The 10,416-nt window shown below is 69.5% G+C and carries 12 protein-coding genes; 3 read left to right on the top strand and 9 right to left on the bottom strand.

Going from position 1 to position 10,416, the window contains the following annotated elements:
• On the top strand, positions 1–336 hold a 336-nt coding region (locus SCI24_RS11360), incomplete at its 5' end, for an NTP transferase domain-containing protein (RefSeq protein WP_318725479.1).
• 19 nt (positions 337–355) lie between these two features.
• On the opposite strand, the gene SCI24_RS11355 is transcribed toward SCI24_RS11360, so the two are convergent.
• On the bottom strand, positions 356–1,531 hold the full coding sequence (locus SCI24_RS11355; protein ID WP_318725478.1) for a TauD/TfdA family dioxygenase: 1,176 nt from the start codon (positions 1,529–1,531) through the stop codon (positions 356–358).
• Between the two features lie 117 nt (positions 1,532–1,648).
• Here SCI24_RS11355 and SCI24_RS11350 point away from each other — a divergent pair, with 117 nt between their 5' ends.
• The gene (locus SCI24_RS11350; RefSeq protein ID WP_318725477.1) at positions 1,649–2,527 is read left to right on the top strand and encodes a LysR substrate-binding domain-containing protein; all 879 of its coding nucleotides are present in this window, start codon (positions 1,649–1,651) and stop codon (positions 2,525–2,527) included.
• Here the strand turns inward: SCI24_RS11350 and SCI24_RS11345 are convergent.
• From SCI24_RS11345 to SCI24_RS11330, 4 genes are all read right to left on the bottom strand, one after another.
• The gene (locus SCI24_RS11345; protein ID WP_318725476.1) at positions 2,464–3,327 is read right to left on the bottom strand and encodes a zinc-dependent peptidase; all 864 of its coding nucleotides are present in this window, start codon (positions 3,325–3,327) and stop codon (positions 2,464–2,466) included. The two genes, SCI24_RS11350 and SCI24_RS11345, sit on opposite strands and share 64 nt — an antisense overlap.
• A 4-nt stretch (positions 3,328–3,331) precedes the next feature.
• Positions 3,332–4,903 carry a bifunctional GNAT family N-acetyltransferase/carbon-nitrogen hydrolase family protein gene (locus SCI24_RS11340; RefSeq protein ID WP_318725475.1) on the bottom strand — a complete coding sequence of 524 codons (1,572 nt, stop codon included), beginning with the start codon at positions 4,901–4,903 and terminating at the stop codon, positions 3,332–3,334.
• Positions 4,904–4,954: 51 nt separating this feature from the next.
• Positions 4,955–5,875, bottom strand: a complete 921-nt coding sequence (locus SCI24_RS11335; RefSeq protein ID WP_318725474.1) for a DMT family transporter — start codon at positions 5,873–5,875, stop codon at positions 4,955–4,957.
• Positions 5,876–6,118: 243 nt separating this feature from the next.
• On the bottom strand, positions 6,119–6,373 hold the full coding sequence (locus tag SCI24_RS11330) for a hypothetical protein (protein WP_318725473.1): 255 nt from the start codon (positions 6,371–6,373) through the stop codon (positions 6,119–6,121).
• Between the two features lie 248 nt (positions 6,374–6,621).
• Here SCI24_RS11330 and SCI24_RS11325 point away from each other — a divergent pair, with 248 nt between their 5' ends.
• A complete protein-coding gene (locus SCI24_RS11325) occupies positions 6,622–6,924 on the top strand; it encodes a hypothetical protein (RefSeq protein ID WP_318725472.1) in 303 nt (100 codons plus the stop codon).
• Positions 6,925–6,958: 34 nt separating this feature from the next.
• Here SCI24_RS11325 and SCI24_RS11320 read toward each other — a convergent pair whose 3' ends face one another.
• The 4 genes from SCI24_RS11320 to glcE all read right to left on the bottom strand — a co-directional run bounded on the left by SCI24_RS11320 (position 6,959) and on the right by glcE (position 10,411).
• Complete coding sequence (locus SCI24_RS11320; protein ID WP_318725471.1) at positions 6,959–7,225, bottom strand: DksA/TraR family C4-type zinc finger protein; 267 nt, start codon at positions 7,223–7,225, stop codon at positions 6,959–6,961.
• A 158-nt stretch (positions 7,226–7,383) separates the two neighbouring features.
• Complete coding sequence (locus SCI24_RS11315) at positions 7,384–7,785, bottom strand: heme-binding protein (protein ID WP_318725470.1); 402 nt, start codon at positions 7,783–7,785, stop codon at positions 7,384–7,386.
• Between the two features lie 288 nt (positions 7,786–8,073).
• Entirely contained in the window at positions 8,074–9,306 is a 1,233-nt protein-coding gene (gene glcF, locus SCI24_RS11310; RefSeq protein WP_318725469.1) for a glycolate oxidase subunit GlcF, read from the bottom strand.
• A gap of 1 nt (position 9,307) precedes the next feature.
• Positions 9,308–10,411: a glycolate oxidase subunit GlcE gene (gene glcE / locus SCI24_RS11305; protein WP_318725468.1), complete on the bottom strand. Its 1,104-nt coding sequence runs from the start codon at positions 10,409–10,411 to the stop codon at positions 9,308–9,310.
• Positions 10,412–10,416: the final 5 nt, after the last annotated feature.

The following is a 10,416-nucleotide window of genomic DNA, read 5'->3' as shown; positions in this document are numbered from 1 at the left end:
GTGCTGCTGGGCGACATGCCGGACATCGCCCCGTCCACCCTGGCCTCGCTGGGCCGGGCGGCACGCCGGGACACGATCCTCCGTCCGGTCCACGGAGGGCGGCCTGGCCATCCGGTGCTGTTCGGCCGGACGCTATGGCCCGAGCTTGCAGCACTGCAGGGCGACCGGGGGGCTCGCGAAGTGGTGCGCCGGCATGTCTCGCGGCTTCACCTGATCCCTGTCAAGGACCCGGGTATTCACCGGGATGTGGACACGCCCGGTGATCTCCACTCCCGGCAGGGGACTGGCCGGCCCGCAAGGAACGGGTCGGGGGGCGAGCGAGGCGTGACGCCATGATCACCCTTCCCCCGGTGGCTCAGGGCTGGCGCGCCAGCACCCGCAGCCGCGACTCGAGCATGTCGCGGTCGAGATAGGTGCCCTGCAGGTGGCGTCCCCCGCTGTCGGGGTCGAAGGCGCCGCGGCCGTGCAGTGCGCGGCGGTTGTCGAAGGCGACCATCTCGCCCGGGGCCAGGCTGAACGCGAGTCGGTAGCGGGGCTCGTTCAGCAGCGTCCAGAAGCGGTGATAGGCGGCGTACCAGGCCTCGATGGTGTCTGACGGCAGGCGCAGGGTGTCGCGGATCCAGTTGTTGAAACGCACCTCCACCACGCGACCGTCAGCGTCGCAACTCAGGATCGGCGCACGCACGGCGATGTCCTGCTCCTCGTCCTGGAAGCGGAAGTCGATGGGCGTCTCGCTGAGCAGGCGAAAGGCCTCCGGGGCCTCGCGGCGCAGGGCCTCGGCGACCCGGTAGCCGTCGGCGAACAGTGACTCGCCGCCTTCGGCATCGTTCTCCAGGCAGTAGAGCAGCTGGATGTCCGGCGGCTGGCGCCAGTTCGGGAGGTCGGTGTGCAGTGCCAGGCCGATGGCGGTGTAGGCGGCGTTGTTGGGGTTGGGCGTGGAGCGGACATCGAAGCGGGCGCCGAAGTTGGTCGAGCGAAGCGGGCCGATGCGCCGGGCCAGGCGGCTCACCTCCTCGTCGGCCAGCGGCCCGTTGTCGAGCAGCACCAGGCCGTCGCGCAGCAAGGCCTCGAGCCAGGCCCGCTCGCCCTCGACGGAACCTGTGAAGGCGGCGTGGTCGACCCGCTCGGGGCGAAATCCCTCGGGCCAGGGGCGCGGCGCGGGTAGCGCCGTGGCCGCTTCCACGCCGGGGCGGCGCTGGTGGAGCCAGCCACCGTCGAAGCGGCTCTCGTGGCCGTCCTCCCATACCAGGTGCAGGTGGCCGGCCTCGACGCGAGCCTCCCGTGGGCGGGCGATGGCCGGCAGCGGCAGGACGAGGCGCTCGCGGGTCTGTGGATGGCGGCAGGCGCGGCAGGGACAGTGGTCGCGCAGCCAGAGCCAGGGCAGGCGGGCCTGCTCGCCATCCTCCCAGGCCAGGCGGATGCCGGTCTCGTCGGCCCGGCCATCGCGCAGCCGCGGGGCCTCGGCGTAGGGGGTGAGCTCGTGCATCTCCACCGGCGCGGCGGTGGCGGCGTGGGGGGCAGTGGCGTCCATCCGGTCCTCCTCTGGCATGTCGGGCATCGGGGGTACCGAGGGTGACGACTGGCCGGGTGGCTGACAAACGATTAATCTGGCCCCTATGACCAAGCAGAGCTTATGGGTGGCTATTTCATGAGTGCCTTGCCTCCGCTGACCTGGCTGCAGGCCTTCGAGGCAGCCGCGCGCACCCTGAGCTTCACGGCCGCCGGCCGCGAGCTGGGGGTGACCCAGGCGGCCATCAGCCAGCGCATCCGGCTGCTCGAGGACCGCCTGGGGCAGAAGCTCTTCGTGCGTCACCCGCGAAGCCTCACGCTCACGCCGGCGGGCCAGGCCTGGCTGCCCAGCATCCACGAGGGGTTCGCGCGCATCGGTGAGGGTACCCGCGAGGTGTTCGGCAGCGCACCGGCACGCTCGGTCACGCTGCGCACCACGCCGGTCATCCAGCAGAACTGGCTGGCGCCCCGGCTGCTGGCCTTCCATCGTGCCCATCCGGCGATCGCCGTGCGCCTGGTCAGTGCCATCTGGTCCGACGAGTTCGGCCCCGAGGGGGCGGATATCGAGATCCGCTACGGACGCGGTGGCTGGTCGGGCATGGAGGCGCTGTCGCTGGGTCGTGAAAGCCTGCTGCCGGTGTGTGCCCCGGCGTTGGCCCAAGGCCTGGTGGCACCCGATGACCTGGCGGGGGTGACGCTGCTGCATGCGGCGGGCTTCGCCGTGGGCTGGCCGAGCTGGCTGGAGCGGGCCGGGCTGGCCGGCCTCGAGTCACGCTCTCCGGCGCTGACCTGCGACAACCAGGTCATGACCTTGGCCCTGGCTGCCCAGGGCGGTGGGGTGGCGCTGGCCCATCGCCGCCTCTTCGAGGCGCGTGATGACCTGGTCGCGCCATTTGCCCTCGCCGTGCCCACCGAGGAGCGCTTCTGGCTGGTGCGCCCGTCCCGCGGCCAGCGTCAGGAGGAGGCGTCGCTGCTGTGGTCGTGGCTCTGCCGCGAGGTGGATGCCGAGCCGGGGTGAGCCGCCGGGGGGCAGCGTGTCAGGGGATCCTGGCGGAAGTAACGCGCTAGCAGCTCATGGAGCTCGGGATAGGCGGCGTGCAGCACGTCCGGGGCCGTGAAGAAGTGCTCGCAGCAGACCGCGAAGCACTCGCCGGGATGGGTCGCCGCGTAGTCGTCGATGGGCGTCGGCTCGCCGTGCGCCAGGCGCGACTGAAGGTCCTCCCAGACGCCCGTGAAGACCCGGTGCCACTCCCTCGGGTCGATCTCCCGGGGCAGCGGCGGAAAGCCGTCCACATCCAGGGAATTGCCCAGGTCGAGCTTGTGGGCCAGCTCGTGGATCAGCACGTTGAAGCCCGAGAAGTCGCCGCTCTCCATCAGGTCGGGAAAGGAGACCACCACCGGCCCCTGGGAGGAGGTCTCGCCGGCGCGCTCGTCGACGTACTCGTGGACCACGCCGGCCTCGTCCATCTCCTCCACCCGGCGCCGGAAGGCCTCGGGCAGGATCAGGATCTCGTGGACGTTGGCGAAGGCCTCGCGGTGCTCGTCCTCCTCCCAGCCCAGGGTCAGCAGGCAGGCCTGGGCCGCCAGGGCCAGCCGGGCGGGCGGGTCGAAGTCGGTGGTCTCGGCGAGCTCCGGGTGCAGGCTCAGGCGCTTGTCGTGCACGAACCGCCAGGCGCGCCGGCCGAGCCGTTCGGCCAGCTCGTCGGGCAGGGCGGCGAGCAGTGGCAGTCGTTCCCGGGCCTCGCGCCAGGTCGCCTCGGGAAAGGGGTGACGCTCTTCGAAGCGCCGCCCCCCCAGGCGCAGCAGCCGGCCGAGCATGGCGTCAGCTCTCCTCCAGGTTGGCCCCGGACTTCCAGGACCAGTCCCGCCAGCGCAGGTCGAAGAGGTCCTTGCGGCGGTCCTTGAGGTTGGTCACCGAGCCCTCGGCGCGCACCACGGTCAGGCGGGTCAGGTCGAGGTCCGAGAACATGATCATCTCGGTGTTGGGCGTGGTCTCGGAGAGCACGGCATCGTGGGGGAAGGCGAAGTCCGAGGGCGAGAAGACCGACGACTGGGCGTACTGGATCTCCATGTTCTCGATGGAGGGCACGTTGCCGACGCTGCCGCACAGCACCACGTAACACTCGTTCTCGATGGCACGGGCCTGGGCGCAGTGGCGCACCCGCAGGTAGCCGTTCTTGGTGTCGGTCCAGAAGGGCACGAAGAGGATGTCCATCTCCTGGTCGGCGAGCAGACGCGAGAGCTCGGGAAATTCCACGTCGTAGCAGATCTGGATGCCCACCCGGCCGGCATCGGTCTGGAACACCAGCAGTTCGTCGCCGCCCTCGATCACCCAGTCGCGGCGCTCCTGGGGCGTGATGTGAAGCTTGGCCTGGCGCTCGATGGTGCCGTCGCGATGACACAGGTAGGCGATGTTGTAGAGGAGGTCGTCCTCGCCCAGCTCGATCATCGAGCCGGCGATGATGTTGATGTTGTAGGAGACCGCCATGCGCGACAGCTCGGTCTTGAACTGCTCGGTGAAGCCGGCCAGGAAGCGGATGGCGGCCATCTGGTCCTGCTGGGCGGCGCGGTCCTGCAGCCCCATCAGCGGGGCGTTGAACAGCTCCGGGAAGACCGCGAAGTCGCTCTGGTAGTCGGCCAGGGCATCGACGAAGTACTCCACCTGCTGCAGCACCGACTCCACCGAGTCGAACTCGCGCATCTGCCACTGCACGGCGCCGACGCGCACCTGGGTGGGGCGGTTCTCCAGCACCCGTTCCGCCGGCTCGAAGAGGATATTGTTCCATTCCAGCAGGGTGGCATAGCCCTGGGACTTCTCGTCCTCCGGCAGGTACTTGCGCAGCAGCCGCTTGACCTGGAAGTCGTTGGCCAGCTGGAAGGAGAGGATGGGATCGTGGATCTCCTTACGCGCCACCTTGTCGAGGTACTCGGCCGGGGAGAGCTCGTGGGCGTGTTCGTGGTACTGGGGGATGCGCCCGCCGGCCAGGATCGCCCTGAGGTTCATGGAGCGGCACAGCTCCTTGCGCGCCTCGTAGAGGCGCCGTCCCAGGCGGTAGCCGCGATAATCCGGATGGATCAGCACGTCGAGCCCGTACATGGCGTCGCCATCAGGGTCGTTGAGGATGGTCTCGCGCTTGCCGATCAGGTCATCGTACTTGTGGGGGTTGGAGAAGGTGTCGTAGTCGACAAGCGCGGTCAGGGCCACGCCGACGATGGTCTCGTCATCCTCGATGACGATCTGCCCGTCGGGGAACTCCTTGATCAGCTTGTCGATGGTAGGCCTGGGCCAGGCGCCGCCGATGTCGTCGTAGACCCGGTCCATCAGCGCCTGGAGCTGCGGGTAGTCGTCCGGGGTGAGGTTGCGCAGGTTGAGGTGCAGGTCGTCGAGGGACATGGGGCGTCCTTCCTTCGGGTCAGGGGGCAGTCTCGCCGCAGTCTATCATGCTCAGCGCGGGCCCCGGTCGAGGCGCGTCGCGCGTGCCGTGAGCCGCCCCAGCGGCCGGGTGAGGGTCTGGGCCATGACCACCCCCGCCAGCACCAGGGCCCCGCCGGTCAGGTGGAACAGCGCGACCCGCTCGCCGAGGAAGGCCATGGCGATCAGGGCACTGAACACCGGCATCAGGTTGATGAAGATGCTGGCCTGGCTGGCGCCGATCTGGCGGATGGCCCGCATCCACAGGAAGGTGGTGATGATCGAGGCGGGGATCCCCGCATAGAGGATCAGCCAGACGTTGTGACCGTCCACCGGCGTCATGGGGCCGATCAGGTAGCCGGGCAGCAGGAAGAGGGTGGCGAAGGCCGCCTGGAGGTAGAGCACCACCCAGGGCGGCATGTCCAGGGGCCAGCGCTTGAGCATCACCCCGTAGAGCGCGTAGCAGGTGGCGGCCACCACCATCAGCAGGTCACCGAGGGCCACCTCGAGCTCGAGCAGCGACCGCGGGTCGCCATGCCCCAGCAGCACCGACACCCCGGCCAGGGCCAGCACCCCGCCCAGGGTGCCGCCGAGGCTCGGTGGCTCGCGCAGGATCAGCGCGCTGAGCAGCACGGTCAGCAGCGGCACCATGGCCGCCAGGATGCCCATGTTGGTGGCCGAGGTGGTCTCGGCGGCCACATAGGCCAGCCCCTGCCACATGGCCATGCCCAGCAGCCCCAGCAGGGCGAGCTTCGGCCAGTGGCGGCGGATGGCGTCGCGATGGCGCCAGGCAACGGGCAGCACGAAGGGGGTCAGCACCGCCAGCGCCAGCACCCAGCGCAGGAAGGCGATGCTGCTCGGGGCGATGCTGCCCACGGTGAGCTGGTTGATGGTCATGTTGCCCGACCAGATCAGCACGGCGCCCAGCGGGGGCAGGAAGGTGAGCAGTGGCATGGCATCCTCGGTACGTTGAACCCCGGCCTGATGCTGGCGAAGGCCGGAAAGGAGGCATGATAGTGCGATGAGCCCCATATCCCAACGTCACTCCATCGTGATGCCGGTGATGTGCTGCACACCATCGAGGCGCTGAACGGGGAACTGCGTCGACGGCCTTGATGGCCTTCCATTCCCGAAAAAGCGTGAGCCCCGAATTCTCGGGGCTCACGAGATCCTGCCGGCTGGCATGAGGAGCCGGCCCTACATCATGCCCAGTTTCTCCTTGGCCTCTTCCAGCAGGGCCACCGACTCGTCGTGGTCGCCGGCCTTGTGGGCTTCCTCTCCGCGGGCCCGGAGGTCGCGGACCTCCTCGAGAGTGGCCTCGTCGAGCTCGGCAACAGCCGCATCGTCCTGCAGGGCCTTGTCGATCTCGCCCATCAGGGACGGGCACATGCTGGCCCAGGCGGACGCCGTGAAAAGCATGACCGCCAGGGCGGTGAAGAGCTTCTTGATCATCTCGGTAGCCTCCCGACATGGGGTGGGGGGATGGCCGTGGTCGGCTCGCGATTCGGCCTTGCGGCGCAGGGCTCATGCTGGCCGGTCACGGACACTGCTCAGTGTAGTGCGCCGCGGCCGGTCCTGCCGGCAGTCTACCCGGCCGTTGTTGATCGTGAAGAGACACCACTTGTGGTCTCGGTAAATTGCCGCTTAGCTCAAGGAGCGGGATGAAACGACACCCCTGACCACTTGCAAGGAGTCTGCGCATGATCAAGTTGCTGGCCATCCTGGCCCTTTACCTGCTGGCGATGACGGCTGTCGCCCAGGAGTCCTCGGGAACATCGGGTAGCGAGAAGAGCCCGGATGCCGCCGACCAGCGAATGGAGGAGCATCTCGAGAAGGCCGAGTCGGACGAGCGGGGTACCAAGGAGGCGCCGGGAGGCGGGGCCGAGCCGACGGAGAACTGGTTCGGTTGCCCCCCCGCGGAAGGGGAAGAAGCGGAAGGAGATCAGCAGGAGGAGTGCGAGGAGCAGCGTGATGAAACGGCCGAGGAGGAAGGGGCGTCCTGAGGGACAGGGCGCTTCCGACCGCAAGTGGGGCACGTCAGCGCAGCTGGCTGTCCTTGCTGCCGCGGCGGTTGTAGCCGCTGTGCCCCGAGGGACGCTTGTCACGCTCGGCCTGGCAGGTGACGCAGAAGCGCACCCCCCTGATCGCCTCGCGGCGCGCCTGGGGGATGGGTTCCCCGCACTCGTCGCAGTGCTCGGCGCTCTCGCCCTCCGGTAACTGCCGACGCGAACGTGCCAGGGCATCCTCGACGGTGCTGTCGATCTGTTCCTGGACGGCACCATCCTTCGACCATCCTCCCGCCATCGGCTCCTCCTGTGCGACTGAGGCCTCGGCCTGACCGGGTATCGTGTCAGTCTGGACCACTCCCGGGGCGAGTGCCATGGCCCACGAGCGTGGGGCGGGACTGCCATCGGGAAGGCCCCGCACAAGCGGGGCCTGGTCGTGGGCAGAGCGCGAGGCGTTCAGCCGATGGCGGCGACGCCGGCCTTGGCGACCTGGACGTCCTGGTCCGGCTTGACGCCGGAGATGCCGACGCTGCCGGCCACCTGGCCATCGACGAGCACCGGGACGCCGCCGGCCAGCAGGGCCTGCATGGGGGCCGTCACGAAGGCGGTCCGGCCGTTGTTGATCATGTCCTCGAAGACCTGGGTCTCCTTGCGCCCGATGGCGGCGTTGCGCGCCTTCTCGGTGGCGACGTCGGCGCTGAAGGGCGGGGCACCGTCGAGGCGGCGCAGGCCGAGCAGGTGGCCGCCATCGTCCGCCACTGCCACGGTCACGGCCCAGCCGTTGGCCTGGGCTTCCTGCTGGGCGGCATCGAGGATGGCGTTGACGTCATCCAGGGTCAGTACGGGCTTGGTGTTCATCAGTAGGATTCCTTTAATTGAGTGAAGCTATAACGGATTGCAAGACTCGGGGCTGCCTCGTCGGCAAGCCTGCGGGGAGGCGCTGTGAATACATCCTTGTACGCTACCGACGCCATCCATGGCGTAGGACCTCCCCTTCGGCTTGCCACCGACGCCCCTCGCGATCAGTTCGAGGTGAGCATCATGCCAGTGCCTCGTCGACGATCTCGATCCAGTGCCTCACCGGAGTGCGGTTGGCGCCGGCCAGGTGGGTCTGGCAGCTGAATGATTGAGCGCCGTGACGATCGTTCATGCCAGTGCCTCGTCGACGATCTCGATCCAGTGCCTCACCGGGGTGCGGTTGGCCCCGGCCAGGTGGGTCTGGCAGCCGATATTGGCCGTGACGATCACCTCCGGGTTGCCGGCCTCGAGGTTGTCGAGCTTGTTGTCGCGCAGCTGGGTGGCAAGTTCCGGTTGGGTGACGGAGTAGGTGCCCGCCGAGCCGCAGCAGAGGTGGGCGTCCTGCACCGGGGTAAGGGCGAAGCCGAGCCGGCCGAGCACCTGGTCCACGGCGCCGCCGAGCTTCTGGGCGTGCTGGAGGGTGCAGGGGCAGTGGAAGGCGAGCCGGCGGCGCTCCTTCACCTCGAGGCCGGTGAGATCCTCGTCGCGCAGCACCTCCACGAGGTCCTTGGCGAGCGCGCTGATGCGCTCGGCCTTGTGGGCATAGTCGGGGTCGTCGGCGAGCATCTCCCCGTACTCCTTGACGAAGGCGCCGCAGCCGCTGGCGGTCTGCACGATGGCTTCGCAGCCGGCCTCCACGTGGGGCCACCAGGCGTCGATGTTGGCGCGCATGCGGGCCCGCCCGGCCTCCTGGGCGTTGAGGTGGAAGTCGATGGCACCGCAGCAGCCGGCCTCGGGGGCCGGGATCAGGCCGATCCCCAGGCGGTCCAGTACCCGGGCGGTGGCGGCATTGGTATTGGGCGAGAGCCCGGGCTGCACGCAGCCCTCGAGAATGAGCATCTGGCGCGCGTGTCGCTTGCCCTCGGGGCGAGCGCCCGCATCCACCGGCGCCGGGGGCATCTTGTCCCTGAGGGTGCCCGGCACCAGCGGCCGGAAGGTCTGGCCCAGCTTGAGCAGCGCCTTGAAGCGCGCGGGCTCCACCAGCGCCTTGCGCAGCCCGTAGCGCAGCGTGCGCTCGGGCAGCGAGCGGGGCACGCGCCGCTCGATCTCGGCACGGCCGATATTGACCAGCTTGTGGTACTCCACCCCGGAGGGGCAGGTGGTCTCGCAGTTGAGACAGGTGAGACAGCGGTCGAGGTGCAGCCGCGTCTCCTCGGTCACCTGGGTGTCGTCCTCCGGGCTCTCGAGCATCTCCTTCATCAGGTAGATGCGCCCGCGGGGGCCGTCACGCTCGTCGCCCAGCAGCTGGTAGGTGGGGCAGGTGGCATTGCAGAAGCCGCAGTGCACGCAGCTGCGCAGGACGCGGTCGGCCTCGCGGATATGGGGCTTCTTGAGGTCTTCCTCGGTAAAGTGCGTCTGCATCTCAGAGCTCCGCGTAGAGTCGGCCCGGGTTGAAGATGCCCTTCGGGTCCAGCTGGGCTTTCAGGTTTCGATGGTACTTCGCCACCACCGGTTCCAGCGGCATGAAGGGGTCGGGCTGGCCCGGTCCCTCGCGGGACCCCAGGCAGGTGGCGTGGCCGCCGGCGCGGGCGCAGGCCTCGCGGATGGTGTCGGCGTCCAGGTCGCTGCGCAGCCAGCGCTGGGTGCCGGCCCAGTCGTGGAGCAGGTCCGCTTCCTGGACGCCGGCAAGCGCCAGCGAAGGCGTGTTGTGGGGCAGCGAGAGGCGCCACAGGGCGCGGGTGTCATCGCGGGAGAAGAACTCCAGCGTCTGCTCGCGAAGCGCCGTCCAGAACTCCGCGTCCAGCTCGTCGCCGCCGAGGCGCTCGCGGGTGGCAGCGACCGAGCTGGGCCCTCCTTCCAGGCGCAGGTGCAGGGCGCCGGCGTGCCAGGCGGCGGCGGTGATGGGCAGCGGGTGGCGCCCCCACTCGGCGAGCCTCGCCTGGGCGTCGGCCAGCGGCATCTCGAGGCGCAGGCTGTGGCTGGCGCCGGGCCTGGGCAGCACCTTGAGCGAGACCTCGGTGATCAGCCCCAGGGTCCCCTGGGCGCCCACCATCAGCCGCGACAGGTCGTACCCGGCGACGTTCTTCATCACCTCGCCGCCAAAGCGCTGCTGGTGTCCCTCGTGGGTGATCACCCGGGTGCCCAGCACGAAGTCGCGCACGCTGCCGGCCCAGGGCCGGCGGGGGCCGGAGAGGCCGGTGGCGACCATGCCGCCCACGGTGGCGTCGGCGCCGAAGTGGGGCGGCTCGCAGCCGAGCATCTGGCCGTTGTCGGCCAGGGTGGCCTCGAGCTCGGCCAGCGGCGTGCCGCTGCGCACCGAGACGATCAGCTCCACCGGGTCGTAGTAGGTGATCCCGCGGTGCTCGCGGGTGGACAGGGTCTCGCCGTCGACGGGGCGGCCGTAGAAGGCCTTGGTGTCACCGCCGACGATGCGCAGCGGGCTGCCCTCGGCCGTGGCCCGGCGAACGCGTTCGGCGAGCGCCTCGCTGGTGTCCTGGTCGGTCGGTTGGGGGCGTGTCTCCACCATGGGGA

The sequence above is a fragment of the Halomonas sp. genome, from assembly GCF_033549285.1.
Taxonomy (GTDB): domain Bacteria; phylum Pseudomonadota; class Gammaproteobacteria; order Pseudomonadales; family Halomonadaceae; genus Halomonas.
Note: the sequence above shows the minus strand (reverse complement) of the source record. Positions and strands in the feature narration are given on the sequence as shown.

Excerpts from the sequence above, each read along its gene's own strand:
- SCI24_RS11315 (WP_318725470.1), bottom strand. The coding sequence starts at position 7,785 with ATGAACACCAAGCCCGTACTGACCCTGGATGACGTCAACGCCATCCTC.
- SCI24_RS11340 (WP_318725475.1), bottom strand. The coding sequence starts at position 4,903 with ATGTCCCTCGACGACCTGCACCTCAACCTGCGCAACCTCACCCCGGAC.
- SCI24_RS11335 (WP_318725474.1), bottom strand. The coding sequence starts at position 5,875 with ATGCCACTGCTCACCTTCCTGCCCCCGCTGGGCGCCGTGCTGATCTGG.
- SCI24_RS11345 (WP_318725476.1), bottom strand. The coding sequence starts at position 3,327 with ATGCTCGGCCGGCTGCTGCGCCTGGGGGGGCGGCGCTTCGAAGAGCGT.
- SCI24_RS11320 (WP_318725471.1), bottom strand. The coding sequence starts at position 7,225 with ATGGCGGGAGGATGGTCGAAGGATGGTGCCGTCCAGGAACAGATCGAC.
- SCI24_RS11325 (WP_318725472.1), top strand. The coding sequence starts at position 6,622 with ATGATCAAGTTGCTGGCCATCCTGGCCCTTTACCTGCTGGCGATGACG.
- SCI24_RS11330 (WP_318725473.1), bottom strand. The coding sequence starts at position 6,373 with ATGATCAAGAAGCTCTTCACCGCCCTGGCGGTCATGCTTTTCACGGCG.
- SCI24_RS11355 (WP_318725478.1), bottom strand. The coding sequence starts at position 1,531 with ATGGACGCCACTGCCCCCCACGCCGCCACCGCCGCGCCGGTGGAGATG.
- glcF (WP_318725469.1), bottom strand. The coding sequence starts at position 9,306 with ATGCAGACGCACTTTACCGAGGAAGACCTCAAGAAGCCCCATATCCGC.
- glcE (WP_318725468.1), bottom strand. The coding sequence starts at position 10,411 with ATGGTGGAGACACGCCCCCAACCGACCGACCAGGACACCAGCGAGGCG.
- SCI24_RS11350 (WP_318725477.1), top strand. The coding sequence starts at position 1,649 with ATGAGTGCCTTGCCTCCGCTGACCTGGCTGCAGGCCTTCGAGGCAGCC.